This window comes from Streptomyces sp. NPDC025721 (genome assembly GCF_055558595.1).
Map to the genome: position 1 here is coordinate 78,260 of NZ_JBVHMF010000010.1, position 18,451 is coordinate 96,710.

An 18,451-nucleotide genomic window follows, 5' to 3' on the forward strand; every position below is an offset into this window, starting at 1 on the left:
AGGGTCGACCGTATGGACGACACCGAGCGCAGGCCGTGGGTGGTGGGCGTGTCCGGGGCCTCCGGGACGCCGTACGCCGCGGCCGTGCTGCGCGCGCTGCTGTCGGCGGGCGAGGCGGTGGACCTGGTGGTCAGCCGGGCCGCCCGGCTGACGCTGCTGGACGAGACCGGCGAGCCGTTCAGGGACGCGCACTGGCGCGAGGACCTGGCCCGCTGGCTGGCCCGCGGCGCCGACGGCACCACCGACATCACCCGCGACACCGGCCTCGCGGACCTGTCGGCCGTACGGTACTGGCCCGCGGGCGACCTGGCGGCGGGTCCCTCCTCCGGCTCGTACCCGGCCAAGGGGATGCTGATCGTGCCCGCGAGCACCGCGTGCGTGGCCGGGGTGGCGCTCGGTCTGTCCAAGGACCTGCTCCAGCGCGCGGCGAGCGTCACGCTCAAGGAGCGCCGCCCGCTGGTGGTCGCCGTCCGCGAGACGCCGCTCGGCGGCCAGACGCTCCGTCACCTGGTGGCGCTGGACGACGCGGGCGCCGTGGTGCTCCCGGCCTCGCCCGCCTTCTACGCGGGCGCCACGCACATCCAGGACCTGGTGGACTTCGTGGCGGGGCGGGCGCTGGACGCGGCGGGGGTGCCGCACAAGCTGTACCGCCGCTGGCGCGGCGAGCTGGGCGGGGGCCTGGGCGAGGGATCGGGCGGCTGAGCCGCGCGGCGCGCGATTCCTGCGGGCCGGATGGTCCGGACCTGGGTGATTCGGGCATCGGAAGAGCAGATGCGCAGGGCGCACACCCGTTGATGCCTTAGATTCTTGTCCGGACAGCGCAGTCGCGGCACGAACGGGAGGGTCCATTCTGATGGACGCGGTGGACAGGCAGCTCATCCAGGCGTTGCGCGAGAACGGCCGGGCGTCGTACGCGGAGCTGGGCCGACTCGTGGGTCTCTCCGGTCCGAGCGTCACCGACCGCATCAACCGCCTCGAACAGGCCGGGGTGATCACCGGCTACCGCGCCACCGTCGCGCCCACCGCGCTCGGCCTCGGCGTGACCGCGCTCGTCGGCCTCCAGTTGAGTGACGCCGCCGACCACGAAGAGGTCGCCACCCGGCTGCGCGACCTGGACGAGATCGAGGACTGCTGGTTCATCGCGGGCGACGACTCGTACATGCTCAAGGTCAGGGTCGGCGACGTCGACGGCCTGGAGCGCACCATCCGGCGGTTGTCCGGCACCAAGGGCGTGGCCAGGACGCGTACCACGATCGTGCTGTCCACCAAGTGGGAGAACCGCGTCGGGGCGCTTCCCGAAGAGGCGTGAACGGGGGTGCCTCCCGGCCGATGGCCGGGGGAGTAGCCTCGGTGAGGTCGACTTGGTAGGAGGAGCAGATGGACGCTGGGCTCAAGCGCGAGCTGGAGGAGAAGGTCTACGCCGGTGAGCGGCTGACCCGCGAGGACGGCATCGCGCTCTACGCGTCCGACGACCTCGCGTGGCTGGGCGGCCTCGCCCACCACGTGCGCACGCGGAAGAACGGTGACGTCGTCCACTTCAACGTCAACCGGCACCTCAACATGACGAACGTGTGCACCGCGTCGTGCGCGTACTGCTCCTTCCAGCGCAAGCCGGGGGAGAAGGACGCGTACACGATGCGGATCGAGGAGGCGGTCAAGCTCGCCAAGGCGATGGAGGGCGACAACCTCACCGAGCTGCACATCGTCAACGGCCTGCACCCGTCGCTGCCGTGGCGCTACTACCCGCGCTCGCTGAAGGCGCTCAAGGAAGCCCTGCCGCAGGTGTCGCTCAAGGCGTTCACCGCCACGGAGATCCACCACTTCGAGACGATCTCCGGCATGTCGGCCTCCGACATCCTGGACGAGCTCATCGAGGCGGGCCTGGAGTCGCTGACCGGCGGCGGCGCCGAGATCTTCGACTGGGAGATCCGCCAGCACATCGTGGACCACCGCACCCACTGGGAGGACTGGTCCCGGATCCACCGCCTCGCGCACTCCAAGGGCCTCAAGACCCCCTCGACCATGCTCTACGGCCACATCGAGGAGCCGAAGCACCGCGTCGACCACGTCCTGCGGCTGCGTGAACTCCAGGACGAGACCGGCGGCTTCCAGGTCTTCATCCCGCTGCGCTACCAGCACGACTTCGTGGACATGAAGGACGGCAAGGTCCGCAACACCCTCCAGGCCCGTACGACGATGGCCTCCGGCGCGGAAGCGCTCAAGACCTTCGCGGTCTCCCGGCTGCTCTTCGACAACGTGCCGCACGTCAAGGTCTTCTGGGTCATGCACGGCCTGTCCACCGCGCAGCTCGCCCTCAACCACGGCGCGGACGACATGGACGGCTCGGTCGTCGAGTACAAGATCACGCACGACGCCGACGACTACGGCACGCCCAACAAGCTCACGCGGGACGACATCCTGGACCTCATCCGCGACGCGGGGTTCCGGCCGGTCGAGCGGAACACCCGCTACGAGATCATCCGGGAGTACCCGGGCCCCGACGAGTCGCGCCGGGAGTCGCCGCAGCCGATGCGGGTGTGACGCCGGTGACAGCGCTCCCCATTGGTAATGGGTAAGCTTCCCTTATGGGTCTTACCTGTGAGCTTGATCCGCTCATTGACGACGAACTGACCGACGGCATCCTCGCCCTGTGGACCGATGTGTCCAACGCGGGGGGTGCCGTCGGTTTCGTGCCTCCCGTCACCCCGGACGACGTCCGTCCCGACATGGACCGGTCACTGGCCGCCGTCCGCTCCGGCGAACGCCGCCTGCTCGTCGGCCGCGACGAGGACGGGCGCGTCGCCGCCACCGCCTTCCTCGCGTACAACAGCCACCGGCTCATGACGCACTGGATCTGGCTCTACACGCTCATGGTCCACCCCTCCCACCAGGGCCGCGGCCACGGCCGTACGCTCATGGCCGCCGTCGAGGAAGCGGCCCGCGGCTTCCACGGCATCGAGGCCGTCCGCCTCACCTGCCGCGGCGGCACCGGCGTCGACCTCTTCTACGCCGCCTGCGGCTACAAGGAGGTCGGCCGCATTCCGGCCGCCATCCGGGTCGCCCCCGGTGACGACCGCGACGACATCGTGATGCTCCTGACGCTGTGACGTCGGCGCGACGCTCCAAGGGGCGGCCGGTGCTCCGGGTCGCACACCCTCTTCCTCCGGCGCGGAGGCGGCGTGCTTCACTGAAGGCATGTTCCGTTACACCGCACTGCGCTTCGGCCTCATCGTCGCCTCCTTCGGCGTCATCTGGGGGCTGGTCCGGCTGCATGTCCTGCCAGCGGGGCTGGGGGACTCGAACTACCTGTGGGTGGTCCTGCTCGCGCTGATCGTGTCGGCGCCCCTGAGCTGGGTACTCCTGCGCGGAGCCCGTGAGCAGGCGGCCCGTCAGGTGTCCGACCGGGTGGAGCGCACGCGGCTGAACCTCGCCGCGAACATCACCATGGAGGACGAGGCGGACGACGCCGCGCGTGACTCCGCCCGCGAGACCGCGCGCGACGCCGAGCCGCACACCGCCTGACGCCTGCCCCTTAGGCTTGCCCCGGGGTGGCCCTCGGGGTGTCCCCCCGGGGGGAGTCGCAAGGGGAGAGGTGGGGCCGGTGGCTGTGCGGGGCAAGAGGGTGCCGCGAGCCGTACGCGAGCAGCAGATGCTGGACGCGGCGGTGGCGACCTTCGCGCGGCGCGGGTACCGCGCCGCGTCCATGGACGAGATCGCCGAGGCGGCCGGGGTCAGCAAGCCGCTCGTGTACCTCTACCTCAACTCCAAGGACGACCTCTTCACGGCCTGCATCCGCCGCGAGGCCGAGGCACTGAAGGCGGCCGTGCGCGCCGCCGTGGAGCCCGGCGCCGCGGCCGACCGGCAGCTCTGGAGCGGGCTGCTCGGCTTCTTCGAGCACACCGAGGCGCATCCGGACGGCTGGACCGTCCTCTACAGCCAGGCCCGTACGGTCGGTGAGCCCTTCGCGGCCGAAGTGGCCGTGATGCGGGCGGAGATCGTCGCCTTCGTCACCGAGCTGATCGCTGCCGCGGCGCGGGACGGTGGGGCGTCCTGTGACGAGGCTCTTGCCGACCGGGAGGTCGCGGGTCTGGCGCACGCGCTGGTCGGCGCGGCCGAGTCGTTGGCGGGGTGGGGGGCGGCGCATCGGGGAGGTGCCTCGGGCAAGGAGTCCGCTGCCACGCTGATGAATTTCGCGTGGGCCGGGCTGTCCAACCTCATGGCTGGGCGGCGTTGGGTTCCCGGCCCGTAGGGCTTTGTCTTGTCTTGGCCGCCCCGCACGGGCGGGCAAGGCAAGACAACGAACCTACGGGCCGGAGACGACCCCGGTGAGATGGAGACGCCCGGGCGAGCGGACCTCGAAGGCCCCGCCGGCAGCCCCGTACGTGACAGTCCCCGGCAAGAGCACCGGCGCGTGAAAGACGGCCTCAAGCCCCTCCGCCTCCGGAACCTCGGCAGCACACCGCGCAACCGTCCACATGCCATGCGCGATAGCCCGCGGAAACCCCAGCATCCGCGCCGTCACCGGATAAAGGTGAATCGGGTTGTAGTCCCGCGACACCCTGGCATGCCGCCGCCCGAGATCGGCGGCCAACCGCCACTCGCCCACCACGGGCAACGGCGCCCGGTCGCCGCCCCCGCCCCCGCCGACACCCCCAGAAGCCGAACCGCCCCCCGCCCCGCCCCCATGCCGGGCCAGATACGTGCTGCGGTCCTCCCACACCACCTCCCCGTCCACCCGCGCCTCCGTCACCAGCTCCACCTCCGTACCCCGCCGGTGCCCGCGCAGCCCGGCCGCGTAGGCCGTGATGTCGGGCCGGTCGGCGGCGGTCAGCGGCGCGCGGGAGACCAGCGAGATCGAGGTGTGGACGAGGCCCAGCATCGGCAGCGGAAAGGCGCGGGAGGCCATGATCCGCGCGGCCAGCGGAAAGCCGAGGACGTGCGGGTACGTGAGCGGGAGCGGGCCCGCGCCGGAGGCGGGGAAGCCGCAGACCGAGGCGTAGGCGGCGAGCCGCGCCGGGTCGACGCGTACGGCAGGGGCGGTGAGCCGCACCGGCGGCACGGGGGCGGTCGCGGAGGGCCGTTTGCCGATGCCGGTCACCACGCCCCGGCCGAGGGTCAGCATGAGGGCCATGGTCAGGCCCCCAGCAGGGACTGCCCGCAGACGCGGACGACCTGCCCGGTGATCCCCCCGGAGGCCGCGGCCGAGAGCCAGGCGACGGTCTCGGCGACGTCCACGGGGAGGCCGCCCTGGCCGAGGGAGTTCATCCGGCGGCCCGCCTCGCGGATGACGAGGGGAACGGCGGCGGTCATCCGCGTCTCGATGAAGCCGGGGGCGACGGCGTTGACGGTGATGCCGCGCTCGCGCACCTCGGGGACGGCGGCCAGGGCGCGGACGAAGCCGATGACGCCCGCCTTGGACGCGGCGTAGTTGGTCTGGCCCGCGTTGCCCGCGATGCCGCTGATGGAGGCGGTGGCCACGATCCGGCCGTGGGCGTTGAGGGCGCCGGACTTCAGCAGGTGGTCGGTGGTGCGCAGCACGCTGCCGAGGTTGACGTCCAGGACCGGGTCCCAGCGGTCGGCGGCCATGTTGGCGAGCTTGCGGTCACGGGTGATGCCCGCGTTGTGGACGAGTACGTCGAGGCCGTCGGGGGCCGCGGCGGCGATCCGTTCGCCCGCGTCCGGCGCCGTGATGTCCAGCGGCAGCGCGCTGCCGCCGAGCCGGGCGGCGACGGCGGCCAGCGCGTCCGCGGCCTGCGGCACGTCGAGGCAGACGACGTGCGCGCCGTCCCTGGCCAGCGTCGCGGCGACCTGTTCCCCGATGCCGCGGGCCGCGCCGGTGACGAGCGCGACGCGGGCGCCCTCGCGCGCGGCGGCCTGCGTCCCGGACAGCGCCGGGCCGACCTCGATGACCTGCCCGCTGACGTACGCCGACTTCGGCGACAGCAGGAACCCCAGCGCGGCCTCGGCGTCGGCACCGGGCGCCAGTCGTACGAGCTGTACGGTCCTGCCCCGGCCGACCTCCTTGCCGAGGGAGCGGGTGAAGCCTTCGAGCGCCTGCTGGGCGGCGGCCTGGTGCGGGTCGGCGGGGTCGATACGCGCGCCGAGTACGACGATCCGACCGCAGGCGGCGAGCGACCGTACGAGCGGGTGCAGGGCGGCGTGCACGGCGCCGAGCCCGGCCGGCTCGGCGATCCCGGTGGCGTCGAGGACGACGGCGGCGTACGGAGCGGCGGACGCGGGAGCCGGAGCGGGTACGGCCTCGCCCGCCGTCAACCGCAGCACGGGACCGTCGAGTCGGGGGTGCTCGGCGGACCAGCGCAGCAGCGGGGTCGGCTGGGGCAGGCCGAGGCGGCGGGTGAGGAAGCGGCCGGGGGCCGTGCCGGTCAGACGAAGGTAGCGATCGGCCATTGGCCTTCTCCTTACTCTGGAGTAAGTTTACCGGCGGTAAGGCTACTGGTGAGTCACCGTTCCAGCAAAGAGTTCTGAGGTCCAGCACAGAGTTCTGAGGTCCAGCACAGAGCCCTGGGTTCCGGCAAGGAGCCCGGGGCTTCGGCAAAGAGCCCCGAGCCGCCCTCGGGGAGCCCTGGGAGATCGCATGCAGACCCTCCGCCGTGTCGCCGTCGTCGCGGGCAACCGCGTCCCCTTCGCGCGCTCAGACGGCCCGTACGCCACCGCCTCCAACCAGGACATGCTCACGGCCGCCCTCGACGGCCTCGCCGACCGCACCGGCCTGCGCGGCCAACGCGTCGGCGAGTTCGCCGCGGGCGCCGTCCTCAAGCACAGCCGCGACTTCAACCTCGCCCGCGAGACCGTGCTCGGCAGCGTCCTCGACCCGACGACCCCCGCGTACGACATCCAGCAGGCGTGCGGCACCGGCCTCCAGGCCGTCTTCGCGGTCGCGGCCAAGATCGCCCTCGGCGTCGTCGACTCCGGCATCGCGGGCGGCGCCGACACCACCAGCGACGCGCCGCTCGGCGTCAACGACGACCTGCGCCGCATCCTGCTCGCCGCCCGCCGCGCCAAGTCCGCCGGCGCCAGGGCCCGCGCGCTGACCGCCGTACGGCCCCGGCACCTCGCGCCCGACGTCCCGCGCAACGCCGAACCCCGCACCGGCCTGTCCATGGGCGACCACGCCGCGCTCACCGCCGAGCGCTGGGGCATCACCCGCCAGGCGCAGGACGAACTGGCCGCCGCCAGCCACCGCAACCTCGCCGCCGCGTACGACCGCGGCTTCCTCGACCCGTACGTCACCCCGTACCGCGGCCTGGACCGCGACCAGAACCTCAGGCCCGACTCCACCGTCGAGAAACTGGCCGGGCTCCGCCCGGTGTACGGCGGCCCGGACGGCACCATGACCGCGGGCAACTCCACGCCCCTCACCGACGGCGCGGCCGTCGTCCTGCTCGCCACCGAGGAGTGGGCGCGCGAGCGCGGGCTCGAACCGCTCGCCTACCTCACCGCGTACGAGACCGCGGCCGTCGATTACGTCGGCGGCGAGGAGGGGCTGCTGATGGCCCCCGCCTACGCCGTGCCCCGCATGCTCGCCCGCGCCGGGCTCGGCCTCGCCGACTTCGACTTCTACGAGATCCACGAGGCGTTCGCCTCCCAGGTCCTCGCCACGCTCGCCGCCTGGGAGGACAAGGACTACTGCGCGGAGCGGCTCGGACTCGACGGCCCCCTCGGCGCGGTCGACCGCGCCCGCCTCAACGTCGCCGGGTCCTCCCTCGCCACCGGGCATCCCTTCGCCGCCACCGGCGCCCGGATCGTCGCCACCCTCGCCGGGCTCCTCGCGGAGCGCGGGGGGACGGGCCGCGGCCTCATCTCCGTCTGCGCCGCCGGCGGCCAGGGCGTGACGGCCGTCCTGGAGCGCCCCTGACCCGCGGTCCGCTGACGAAAGACGGTTCCGCCGGCACAGCGCCTTGCTCACCCCCCCGGCAGGGGGAAACCCTCACCACGTCTGGAGCCGCAGCATGCCGACACGTACCAGCGGGGAACCCGAAACCCTCAAGGACGGCGACCGAGTCGTCCAGGCCGGGGTCCCGCCCCTCGTACCGCCGCCGCAGAAGGGAAGCCTGGCCGACATCCCGTTCACGAACGCGGCGGAGGCCCCGAACGACCCCGTGCTGAGCAGGAAGGACGTCCGGGCCGAGTGGCACGACGTCACGGCACGGGAGTTCAGGGACCAGGTGGTGGCCGTCGCGAAGGGCCTGATCGCGGCGGGGCTGAAGCCGGGCGACCGGCTGGCGATCATGGCGCGGACGACGTACGAGTGGACGCTGACGGACTTCGCGGCCTGGGCGGCGGGCCTGATCACGGTGCCGATCTACCCGACGTCGTCCGCGTCCCAGACGGCGTGGATCCTGGCGGACTCGGGCGCGGCGGCGTGCGTCGTGGAGAACGTGGAGCAGAGCCGCCTGGTGAGCGGGGAGCGGCGCGGGCTGCCGGACCTGCTGCATCTGTGGCAGCTCGACGCGGGCGGCCTGGCGCAGCTCACGGCGGAGGGCCGGACGCTGCCGGACGCGCTGGTGGAGGGGCGGCGGGCGACCCTGACGCCCGGGTCGGTGGCGACGCTGATCTACACCTCGGGCACCACCGGCCGCCCGAAGGGCTGCGTCCTGACGCACGGCAACTTCTTCGCCGAGGTCGACAACGCGATCGAGCTGCTGCACCCGGTGTTCACCTCGGTGAGCGAGGAGCCCGCCTCGACGCTGCTGTTCCTGCCGCTCTCGCACGTCTTCGGGCGGATGGTCGCGATCGGCTGCCTGCGCGCCCGGGTACGCCTCGGGCACGCGCCGAGCATCGCGACCGAGGACCTGCTCGCCGACCTGGCCGGGTTCCGTCCGACGTTCCTGCTGGCGATCCCGTACGTCCTGGAGAAGGTCTACAACACCGGCCGCGCCACCGCGGAGAAGATCGGCCGGGCGGCGTCCTTCGACCGGGCCGCCGGGATCGCGCAGCGGTACGGGGAGGCAGTCGTCGCCCAGCAGGCCGGTGCGGGCGGCGGACCCTCGCTCGGACTGCGGCTGGCGCACGCGCTGTACGACCCGCTGGTCTACCGGCGGATACGCGCCGCGCTCGGCGGCAAGGTGCGGTACGCGATCTGCGGCGGATCACCGCTGGGCAAGCGGCTCGCCGCCTTCTACGCGGGCGCGGGCGTGATGGTCTTCGAGGGGTACGGCCTGACGGAGACGACCGCGGCGGCCACCGTGACCCCGCCGTTGCGCCCCCGGCTCGGCACGGTCGGCTGGCCGCTGCCCGGCACGGCGGTACGGATCGCGCCGGACGGCGAGGTGCTGCTGCGCGGCGGCCAGATCTTCGCCGGGTACTGGAACGCGCCCGGCGGCGTACCGGGGGCGGCCGTGGCAGCTCCCGGACAGGACTCCGGGGGCGGCTGGTTCCCGACCGGGGACATCGGGGCGCTGGACGAGGCCGGTTATCTGACGATCACCGGCCGGAAGAAGGAGATCCTCATCACGGCGGGCGGCAAGAACGTCGCCCCGGCGCCGCTGGAGGACCGGCTGCGGGCGCATCCGCTGGTCGGCCAGTGCATGGTCGTCGGCGACAACCGGTCCTTCGTGGCGGCGCTGCTGACCCTGGAGGCGGACGGCCTCGGGCACTGGCAGCGGATGCACCACAAGGAGGGGCTGCGGCCCGCCCAGCTCGTCGACGATCCGGAGCTGCTGGCGGAACTCCAGAAGGCGGTGGACGACGCGAACTCCTCGGTGTCACAAGCCGAGTCGATCCGGAAATTCCGGGTGCTTCCGGTGGAATTCACCGAAGAGGGCGGACATCTCACGCCGTCGATGAAGTTGAAGCGTTCAAAGGTGGCGCGGGACTTCGCGGAGGAGATCGAGGAGCTGTACCGGAAGCGGCCTCGCTGACCCGTAAAAGGCAGGGGCCCCGCACGGAAGTGCGGGGCCCCTTGGTACTGCAGGTTCGGGCGATGTGATCTCTACCCTTGAGCTAGTCCAAGGACTAGCTGGGGGTGACGTTCTCCGCCTGAGGACCCTTCGGGCCCTGCGTGACGTCGAAAGTCACCGGCTGGTTCTCCTCGAGGGAGCGGAAGCCGGAGGCGTTGATCGCGGAGTAGTGAACGAAGACATCCGGGCCGCCGCCGTCCTGGGCGATGAAGCCGAAGCCCTTTTCAGCGTTGAACCACTTCACGGTTCCGGTAGCCATAAAGCCCTCCTTGGGCCCAAAGGGTTGCCCTGCTCCAGAACCTGCAACTGCGAAGTCTGAAAACTACAAAAGCCTGCGGGTTACATGCTCCGCAGGCTCTGTACTGCAAGGGAAACCAAACTGCAACTTGCGATGAGCGTAGCACGCAGGGTCGAGGCCGGGGAAGGGTCTCAAGATCGGTCTTTTCGAGCCCGTGGAAGGGGTCGCGGAGGGGGTGCCGGGGGAGGGCCGAGGGCGGGCCGTACGGCGGTCCCACGGCGGTTCGCCGACCGTCTCGCGGCGGTCGGCGCGGGACGGTTCGCCGACCGTCTCGCGGCGCTCGGCGCGGGCGTCCCGCGACCGTCACCGCGAGGACACCCCGAAGCCCCCCGGCGCGGTACGGCCCCGACCCAGGAGTAGCGTCCGACAGGTGGACACTTCTGAGCGTGACGCCGAAAGCGGCCGGACCCGCCCCCGGGTCGGCCACATCCAGTTCCTCAACTGCGTCCCCCTCTACTGGGGCCTGGCCAGAACGGGCGCGCTGCTCGACCTGGAGCTGACCAAGGACACCCCGGAGAAGCTGAGCGCCCAGCTCGTCGAGGGCGACCTCGACATCGGCCCGGTCACCCTCATGGAGTACCTGAAGCACGCCGACCAGCTCGTCGCCCTCCCGGACATCGCGGTCGGCTGCGACGGCCCCGTCATGTCCTGCGTGATCGTCAGCCAGCTCCCGCTCGACCGCCTCGACGGCCAGCGCGTCGCCCTCGGCTCCACCAGCCGCACCTCGGTCCGCCTCGCCGAACTCCTGCTCACCGAGCGGTACGGCGTCACGCCCGACTACTACCGCTGCCCGCCCGACCTCTCGCTGATGATGCAGGAGGCCCAGGCCGCCGTCCTCATCGGCGACGCCGCCCTGCGCGCCTCCCTCCACGACGCGCCCCGCCTCGGCCTCGAGGTCCACGACCTCGGCCAGATGTGGAAGGACTGGACGGGACTGCCCTTCGTCTTCGCCATCTGGGCCGCCCGCCGCGACTACTTCACCGCCCGCCCCGACACTGTCCGCGATGTCCACCGCGCCTTCCTCGCCTCCCGCGACCTCTCCCTCGAAGAGGTCGAGAAGGTCGCGGAACAGGCCGCCCGCTGGGAGTCCTTCGACCAGGACCTGCTCCGCCGCTACTTCACCACCCTCGACTTCTCCCTCGGCCGCGACCAGCTCACCGGCATCGCCGAATTCGCCCGCCGCGTCGGCTTCCCGCCCAGCGCCAAGGTCGACCTCATCTGACCCCGCTCCCCGGGCCCCCGGGAACCGGCCCCCTTGCGCGCACCGTCCCAGTGGGCATGATGCGTTGAGTCGAGGTTGTCGTACGGGGGCGGGGGTGTCTGGCGATGGCTCGTCCGACGGATTGGGATGTGCTGGATCTGGACCGGGATCCGGTGCCGGGTGATCCGTTCGAGGTGAAGGAACTCGCGCGGAAGCTGGGGGATTTCGCTGATGATGTCGCCTCGGCGCTGCGGTCGGTGCGGGGTCTGAGCGGTGACTCCGTGGTGCAGGAGTGGGCGGGGCTGTCGGGTGACGCGTACCGGCGGCAGTTCGGGGATCTGCCGGGTGAGCTGGACAAGCTGGAGCGGTCCTACCGCCTGGCGTCGGGTGCTCTGGATGATTACTGGCCGAAGCTGGAGACGGCGCAGGGTGACGCGGACCGGGCGCTGGCGCAGGGGCGCACGGCGCGGCAGGAGCTGGACACCGCGCAAAGTCAGTTGACGAATGCCGATGCGTGGGTGAAGCGGGCGCAGGACAAGTCGAAGTCCTATCAGGAGGACCCGAAGCCGGACGTGCCGCCGCCGTCGGCGGAGGAGGTGCGGGCTGCGGCCCGTAATGCCACGGACGCTAACAGCGCCCACACCACCGCCTCCACCGCCGTCCACAGCGCGCAGGCGAAGCTGGACGCGGCCAAGCAGCTGGCGGCCGACGCGGCCCAGTTGCGGGACGATGCGGCGTCGACGGCGCAGCACGCGCTGCATGAGGCGTCGGATGCGGGGATCAGGAACAAGCACTGGTGGGAGAAGGCGGTCGACTGGGTCGCGGACCACTGGGACGACATCATCGCGGTCTGCAAGGTGATCGTCGCGGTGCTGGGCATCGTCGTGCTGATCATCGGCGGTCCGCTGGCGTGGCTGGTCCTGGCCGCCGCCGTCCTGGTCCTGGCCGACACCGTCATGAAGTACCTACAAGGCAAAGCCAGTTTGTGGGACGTCCTGTTCGCGGCCCTGGACTGCATCCCCATGTTCAAGGGCCTCACCACCGCCGGCGGCCTGTTGAAGATGGCCCGCGAACTCCCCGCGCTGCTGAAGTCGGGGCGGGCGCTGGAGAACATCGCGAACAGCGTCCGCAAGGGCGTGACCGGTCTGCGCGAGATGGGCCGCGAGTTCCAGAAGCTCATCACGTGCGGCGACCCCGTGGACGTGGCCACCGGGCAAGTGGTCATGTCGGCAACGGACTTCAGGCTGCCGGGGATTCTGCCGGTCGTGGTGGAACGGCACCACCGGTCGACCTTCCGGGGCGGTCGCTGGCTCGGCCCGTCCTGGTCGTCGGTGCTCGACATGCGGCTGATCCTCGACGACGAGGGGGTGCGGTTCATCAAGGAGGACGGGACCGTCACCCATTACCCGGTCCCGCAGCCCGACACCGACGTTCTTCCGGTGGTGGGGCCGCTCTGGCCGCTGCGGTGGAACGGGGACCCGGCCGACGGGATGACCGTCCACCTGCCGGAGTCGGGGACCACGCACCACTTCTTCCCGCGCAAGGGAGCCGCGGAACTGCTGCTGCGCCGCACCGTGGACCGCAACGGGAACACCGTCGAGGTCACCTACACACCGGGCGGTGTCCCGCTCACCGTGGAAAGCTCCGGCGGCTACCGGGTCGGCGTGGAGACACGGGACGGCCGGATCACGGCGATGCGGCTGCTGAGCGACACGCGCGAGCCGAGCCTGGTCACGTACGGGTACGACGACCGTGGCAATCTGAACCGGACGGTGGACGCCAACGGCGGCGAGTTCTCGCTGTATTACGACGACCAGCGCCGTGTCACCGGCTGGCGGGACGGCCGGGAGACCACGTACACCTACGAGTACGACGCCGGCGGGCGCTGCGTCCGCGCCCACGGCTCGGACGGGATCCTCGACTACTCCTACGCGTACGCGCCGCAGGAGGGCCGGACGGTCGCCACCAACTCGCTGGGCGAGGCGACGGAATACCGTTTCAACGAGGCGTTCCAGCTGATCGGCATCACCGATCCGCTCGGCCACACCTCCTCCTTCGACTGGGACCCGGCGCCGGGTGCCGGGGAACGCCTGCTGAGCCGCACCGACGAACTCGGCCGGACCACCCGGTTCCGCTACGACGAGGCCGGGAACGTCACCCTCACCGCACGCCCCGACGGGGCCACCACCCAGGTCGAATACGGCGCGTTCGGCCGGCCGGTCCTGGTCACCCACGCCGACGGGTCGACGGCGCGCTTCACGTACGACGAGTTCGGGAACCAGGTGTCCGCCACCGACCCGCTGGGCGTGACGACGCGGTTCCGCTACGACGCGCGCGGGGCGCTCGAAGCCGTGATCGACGGGCTGGGCACGGTGCAGCAGACCGTCGTCAACGACGCGGCGGGACTTCCGCTGACCGTGACGGACGGGACCGGCGCGGTGACCGAGGTCGAACGGGACGCGTTCGGGCGGGTGACCCTCAGCCGCGACGCGACGGGCGCGGTCACGCGGTTGGCGTGGACGCCGGAGGGAGGGCTGGCCCGGCGGGTGACACCGGACGGCGCCGTGGACGAGTGGACGTACGACGTCGAGGGCAGCCTGGCGGAGCACCGGTCGGCGACCGGTGGCGTCACCCGGTACGAGAACACGCACTTCGACCTGTGCACGGCACGTACCGAACCCGACGGCTCCCGCTACGAGTTCACGTACGACTCCGAACTGCGGCTCACCTCCGTCGTCGATCCGGGTGGCGACCGGTGGAGTTACACCTACGACGCGGCCGGACGGCTGACGGCCGAGACGGACTTCGCCGGGCGGTCACTCACCTACCGCTACGACGAAGCGGGGCAGTTGACGGAGCGGGTCAACGGGGCGGGACAGTCCATCGCCTTCCGGCGCGATGTCCTGGGCAATGTCGTGGAGCAGACGGCGGACGCCGAACGTACCGAGTTCCAGTACGACGTGCTCGGCCGCATGACCCGGGCCGTCGGGCCCGCCGCGGACGTGTCCTTCGAACTCGACCCGGCTGGACGGGTCCTGGCCGAACGGGTCAACGGGCGCGAGCTCAGGTCGTGGTTCGACGCACTGGGCCGACGCACGCGGCGCCGGACGCCCGCGGGGGCGGTCAGCACCTGGACCTACGGCGCGGGGAACCGGCCGACGCGCCGGGAGGTCGGCGGTCAGACCGTGGACATCGGCTACGACGCCGCCGGTCGCGAGTCGGTCCGCCGGATCGGCGCGGACCTGACCCTGACCTGGGACTGGCGGGACGAGGCGCGGGCCACCGCGCTGAGCGTCACCCGCGGCGCCGACGGCCGGCCGACGACCCGGACGTACGAGCACACGATCGACGGTTATCTGGAAGGCGTGACGGACTTCGACGGCGCCGCGGTGCGGTTCGGGCTCGACAGCCGTCGACGGGTGACCGCCGTGACGGGGGCCGACTGGAGCGAGTCGTACGCGTACGACGCCCGCGGCGCTCTCGGCTCGTCCAGGGTCGGCGCGAGCCGGGACGACGAGGCGGCGCACACGTACGACGCCGGGCCCCGGGTCCGGTCGGTGGGGCGGAGCACCTTCGTCCACGACGCGCAGGGCCGGATCGTCCAGCGCGTGCGCAGGCTGCTGTCCGGCGGGCGGCGGGCCTGGCACTACTCATGGGACGCGGCGGACCGGCTCACGGAACTGCGGACGCCGGACGGCGAGACCTGGCGGTACCGCTACGACCCGCTCGGCCGCCGGATCGCGAAGACGCGCGTGTCGGACGCCGGGGACGCCGACCGGCACACCGACTTCACCTGGGACGGCACCCGCCTGGCGGAGCGGACTTCCGACGGGACCACCGTGACCTGGGACTACGGTGACGACGACGTCCCGATCGCCCAGACGGTCCGGACGACGGACTCCGAGCGGCCGGCCGGGAGCGCGGAGCTGTCGCCGGGGGAGGTCGACGAGCGCTTCCACGCCATCGTCACCGACCTCATCGGCACGCCGACCGAGATGGTCGATCTCTACGGTGTCGTGGTGTGGCGGCGGCCGGGTCCGGCCCTGTGGGGCGGCGGGGACGGCGGCCGTGACGACGCCGCGGACTGCCCGCTGCGCTTCCCCGGGCAGTACTACGACGCGGAGAGCGGGCTCCACTACAACTACGAGCGCTACTACGACCCCGAGACGGCCCGCTATCTCAGCCCGGACCCGCTGGGCCTGGACGCGGGCACCGACCCCTACGCCTACGTCCTCAATCCGCTGAACTGGTCCGACCCGCGCGGCCTCAAGGGCAAGTGCCTGGTCGACCTCTACCACGGCACCACGGGCGGCGGTCTGCGAGGCATCCTCGCCAACGGCGTGGACACCACGTTCAGCACCCGTGCGATGGACTTCGGCAAGGGCGGCTTCTATGTCACCAACGACCTCGAACAGGCGCAGAAGTGGTCGCGCATCCTGGCCGGCCGCTCTGGCGACGTCCCCGAAGTGGTGCACTTCAAGGTGCCCAAGAGTGAGCTGGAGGCCCTGAGAAGTAAGGTCTTCAACGGTACGAGCGACGAGCTGGCCAACTTCATCCGGCACAACCGTATGGGCGGGGCCATGCACAATTACGAACTGGTCGAAGGGCCCATGCTGTTGAACCTCAAGGCGTTCCGGAAGGGCGCGGCGGGGGTCTTCGACGGGCATCAGATCGCCGTCTTCGGCTCGAAGGCGGCCGACCTGTTCACCCGTTCACTGGTGCGCTGAGGGAGGCGCTGTGTCCGAGGACGAGTTCATCATGCCGACGTCTCCCGAGGCGCTGGAGTCCCTGCGGGACATCACCGACGAGCTGGTCGGCCTGTTCGGCCTGTCGCGCGCCGAGGCGGTGGCCCGCGTCAACCAGGCGTGGGGCGGGCAGGACCTGGCGACAGGCCCCGACCTCCTCGGCCACGAGGACCCCGAGCACTGGGCCTACGGCCTGTACTACGAGGGCGATGTGCCGTACTGGGAACCGGAAGCGGACCGCACCCACTGGCACGTCCGCCCCGCCCCGCCCCGCGACTCCCCGGCCTGGCCCCGCCATGCCGACTGACTCGCGAGTGGGCGTGCGGGGTCCCAGTGACCAGACGATGGCGGCCATGCGGCGGCTCGCCGCGCAGGTGCGGGACGAGTTGGAGCTGGCCGGGCTGCCGGTCGCGGCCGGGGGGCACCGGCTGGTGGCGCGGGGGGCGCAGGTGGAGATCGACGCGCTGGACGACGACGACCCCGGCGTCGTCGTGTCCTGGCGCCCGCACCCCAGCCTCGCCGTGGCCGCGGACCGGGCGGTCGCGGCGCGGGACGAGGCCGCGGGCACGATGCAGCGCTTCGGAGAGATCGAGCAGGCCATGAGCCCGGCGCTCGCGGCCGTGCTGACGTCGGCGGGCTTCGTCCTCGACCCCGAGGACGACCTGCTGCGGGTCACGGCCGCGCCGCCCGGCGGCGGAACAGTGGGATTGTTGGAGCGGACGACCTGACGTGGGGAGGGGGATCGGATGGGTGGGGCTCCGGATCGGCTCGCGGTCGATCTGACCGGACTTGAGGACTTCGCGCGGACGTTGGACTCCGTGCGGACGACCATGAACGGGACGCGGAAACTCTTCAACTCGTACGAGGCCAAGCTGGGCTCGGACAAGGTGTCGGGGGCACTCGACAGCTTCGAGCACAATTGGAAGGACGGCCGCAAGGAGATCGACAGCCAGTTGGAGGGGCTGTCGAAGATGGCCGACACCGCGGTGCGCGAGATCAAGAAGGCGGACAAGGACCTCGCGGACCAACTCGCCAAGTCCGCCAAGGGAGACGGCAAGTGACGACCCCCGGCGCGGACGCCGACGACAGCGGACAGCCGCGGCCCGTACGGGTGATGCCCGTCGAGCGGGAGGGCTTCTCCCTCACGGTGCCCATGACGTGGTGGGAGTTCGACCTGCACCCGGCGACCCGCGACGAGAGCGTGCGCCGCACCATCGCGCAGCGCGTCAAGGAGAATCCGGCGCTGGCCGAACACCGCGACGTGCTGGCGCGGTTCCTGCGCAAGGCGGCGCGGGACGCGTACGAGAGCGGCGCGGTGTACGTCGGCTGCATGGCGCAGAACTTCGGCGCGCTGCCGCTCACCGCGTCGGTGACGGTCTCGCTGATCGGCGCGCGGACGCCGGAGGGTGAACTGCTGGCTGCGGACCCGGCGTCGATCGTGGCCGGGCTGCGCGCGCGGGAGGCGGCCAAGGACGGCGACCCGTGGCGCAAGGTGACCACCGTCGACATCCCGGAGACGGGCCTGGCGGCGCGGACGTACGGCATCGAGGACGTCACCGTGCCGGGCGACTCGCGGACGGTGCGGACCGTGCTGATGCAGACGTTCATCCCGCTGCCGGGGCACTCCGACAAGGTCGCGCTCGTGGCGGGCAGCAGTGCCGTACTCGACCTCGCGGACTCGTTCTTCGACATCTTCGACGCCGTCACGTCGACGTTTCGGTACCGGGAACCAGGGGCTGCACCCCTCACGTCCTCCCCTGTAAGTTGAGGCATCAGCAGACCATCAGACAAATCTGCGATCAGGAGCCACGGGGGTCGGCCCTGCGGCACGTTCGACGAGAGGTAAGCCGCTATGGCTAATGTCAACGTTACGTACCAGGACATGCGGGATGCGGCCACCAAGCTGCGCACCGGTCAGCACGAGATCACCGAGAAGCTGAACACGCTGCACAAGTTCGTTCAGGATCTCGTCAACGGCGGCTACGTCACGGACCGTTCCTCGAAGCAGTTCGACCAGTCCTACAGCGAGTTCAACACCGGTGCCACCAAGACCATCGAGGGTCTGGACGGCATGGGCAAGTTCCTGGAGAGCGCGGCCGACGCGTTCCAGCAGGCGGACGAGCAGCTCGCCAAGGGTCTGAACGGCTGACGGTCCCCCCGACCGTCCGGCACGACCCGCGAGACCCGGCGTGGGGGGGGGGGGGGGGGGGGGGGGGGGGGGGGGGGGGGGGGGGGGGGGAGGAGGGGAGGGGGGGGGGGGGGGGCGCGTGGTGTGCCCTCTCATCTT

At 71.7% G+C, this 18,451-nt stretch carries 18 protein-coding genes; 15 read left to right on the forward strand and 3 right to left on the reverse strand.

Going from position 1 to position 18,451, the window contains the following annotated elements:
- Positions 1 to 12: 12 nt before the first annotated feature.
- From ACZ4EF_RS16485 to ACZ4EF_RS16510, 6 genes are all read left to right on the forward strand, one after another.
- Entirely contained in the window at positions 13 to 702 is a 690-nt protein-coding gene (locus ACZ4EF_RS16485; protein WP_355340518.1) for a UbiX family flavin prenyltransferase, read from the forward strand.
- A gap of 151 nt (positions 703 to 853) precedes the next feature.
- Positions 854 to 1,309 (forward strand): Lrp/AsnC family transcriptional regulator, encoded by a 456-nt coding sequence (locus ACZ4EF_RS16490; protein WP_188281655.1) that lies wholly within the window; start codon positions 854 to 856, stop codon positions 1,307 to 1,309.
- A 68-nt stretch (positions 1,310 to 1,377) separates the two neighbouring features.
- On the forward strand, positions 1,378 to 2,541 hold the full coding sequence (gene mqnE / locus ACZ4EF_RS16495) for an aminofutalosine synthase MqnE (RefSeq protein WP_355340515.1): 1,164 nt from the start codon (positions 1,378 to 1,380) through the stop codon (positions 2,539 to 2,541).
- A 44-nt stretch (positions 2,542 to 2,585) separates the two neighbouring features.
- Entirely contained in the window at positions 2,586 to 3,107 is a 522-nt protein-coding gene (locus ACZ4EF_RS16500; protein WP_355340512.1) for a GNAT family N-acetyltransferase, read from the forward strand.
- Positions 3,108 to 3,195: 88 nt separating this feature from the next.
- Complete coding sequence (locus tag ACZ4EF_RS16505; protein WP_391051930.1) at positions 3,196 to 3,522, forward strand: DUF4229 domain-containing protein; 327 nt, start codon at positions 3,196 to 3,198, stop codon at positions 3,520 to 3,522.
- Positions 3,523 to 3,649: 127 nt separating this feature from the next.
- Positions 3,650 to 4,249: a TetR/AcrR family transcriptional regulator gene (locus ACZ4EF_RS16510; RefSeq protein ID WP_355340728.1), complete on the forward strand. Its 600-nt coding sequence runs from the start codon at positions 3,650 to 3,652 to the stop codon at positions 4,247 to 4,249.
- 54 nt (positions 4,250 to 4,303) lie between these two features.
- Here the strand turns inward: ACZ4EF_RS16510 and ACZ4EF_RS16515 are convergent, their stop codons facing one another.
- Both ACZ4EF_RS16515 and ACZ4EF_RS16520 read right to left on the reverse strand, forming a co-directional pair.
- Entirely contained in the window at positions 4,304 to 5,122 is an 819-nt protein-coding gene (locus ACZ4EF_RS16515; RefSeq protein ID WP_402711242.1) for a MaoC/PaaZ C-terminal domain-containing protein, read from the reverse strand.
- 11 nt (positions 5,123 to 5,133) lie between these two features.
- On the reverse strand, positions 5,134 to 6,408 hold the full coding sequence (locus ACZ4EF_RS16520; RefSeq protein ID WP_467505028.1) for a 3-oxoacyl-ACP reductase: 1,275 nt from the start codon (positions 6,406 to 6,408) through the stop codon (positions 5,134 to 5,136).
- Positions 6,409 to 6,595: 187 nt separating this feature from the next.
- Here ACZ4EF_RS16520 and ACZ4EF_RS16525 point away from each other — a divergent pair, with 187 nt between their 5' ends.
- Together ACZ4EF_RS16525 and ACZ4EF_RS16530 are read left to right on the forward strand one after the other, a co-directional pair.
- Positions 6,596 to 7,876 carry an acetyl-CoA C-acetyltransferase gene (locus ACZ4EF_RS16525; protein ID WP_467505030.1) on the forward strand — a complete coding sequence of 427 codons (1,281 nt, stop codon included), beginning with the start codon at positions 6,596 to 6,598 and terminating at the stop codon, positions 7,874 to 7,876.
- A 94-nt stretch (positions 7,877 to 7,970) separates the two neighbouring features.
- Positions 7,971 to 9,881, forward strand: a complete 1,911-nt coding sequence (locus ACZ4EF_RS16530; RefSeq protein ID WP_467505032.1) for an AMP-dependent synthetase/ligase — start codon at positions 7,971 to 7,973, stop codon at positions 9,879 to 9,881.
- Between the two features lie 94 nt (positions 9,882 to 9,975).
- Here ACZ4EF_RS16530 and ACZ4EF_RS16535 read toward each other — a convergent pair whose 3' ends face one another.
- Positions 9,976 to 10,179, reverse strand: a complete 204-nt coding sequence (locus ACZ4EF_RS16535) for a cold-shock protein (protein WP_330793863.1) — start codon at positions 10,177 to 10,179, stop codon at positions 9,976 to 9,978.
- 409 nt (positions 10,180 to 10,588) lie between these two features.
- On the opposite strand from ACZ4EF_RS16535, the gene ACZ4EF_RS16540 reads away from it, so the two are divergent.
- From ACZ4EF_RS16540 to ACZ4EF_RS16570, 7 genes are all read left to right on the forward strand, one after another.
- A complete protein-coding gene (locus ACZ4EF_RS16540; RefSeq protein WP_355340492.1) occupies positions 10,589 to 11,440 on the forward strand; it encodes a menaquinone biosynthetic enzyme MqnA/MqnD family protein in 852 nt (283 codons plus the stop codon).
- Positions 11,441 to 11,544: 104 nt separating this feature from the next.
- A complete protein-coding gene (locus ACZ4EF_RS16545) occupies positions 11,545 to 16,146 on the forward strand; it encodes an RHS repeat-associated core domain-containing protein (RefSeq protein ID WP_467505034.1) in 4,602 nt (1,533 codons plus the stop codon).
- Positions 16,147 to 16,156: 10 nt separating this feature from the next.
- Complete coding sequence (locus ACZ4EF_RS16550; RefSeq protein WP_355340486.1) at positions 16,157 to 16,471, forward strand: hypothetical protein; 315 nt, start codon at positions 16,157 to 16,159, stop codon at positions 16,469 to 16,471.
- A 13-nt stretch (positions 16,472 to 16,484) separates the two neighbouring features.
- Entirely contained in the window at positions 16,485 to 16,892 is a 408-nt protein-coding gene (locus tag ACZ4EF_RS16555) for a hypothetical protein (RefSeq protein WP_355340483.1), read from the forward strand.
- 18 nt (positions 16,893 to 16,910) lie between these two features.
- Entirely contained in the window at positions 16,911 to 17,225 is a 315-nt protein-coding gene (locus tag ACZ4EF_RS16560; protein ID WP_355340480.1) for a hypothetical protein, read from the forward strand.
- Positions 17,226 to 17,278: 53 nt separating this feature from the next.
- Positions 17,279 to 17,932, forward strand: a complete 654-nt coding sequence (locus ACZ4EF_RS16565) for a hypothetical protein (RefSeq protein WP_391050442.1) — start codon at positions 17,279 to 17,281, stop codon at positions 17,930 to 17,932.
- A gap of 84 nt (positions 17,933 to 18,016) precedes the next feature.
- Positions 18,017 to 18,313, forward strand: a complete 297-nt coding sequence (locus ACZ4EF_RS16570) for a WXG100 family type VII secretion target (protein WP_188281644.1) — start codon at positions 18,017 to 18,019, stop codon at positions 18,311 to 18,313.
- The last annotated feature ends 138 nt before the right edge of the window (positions 18,314 to 18,451 follow it).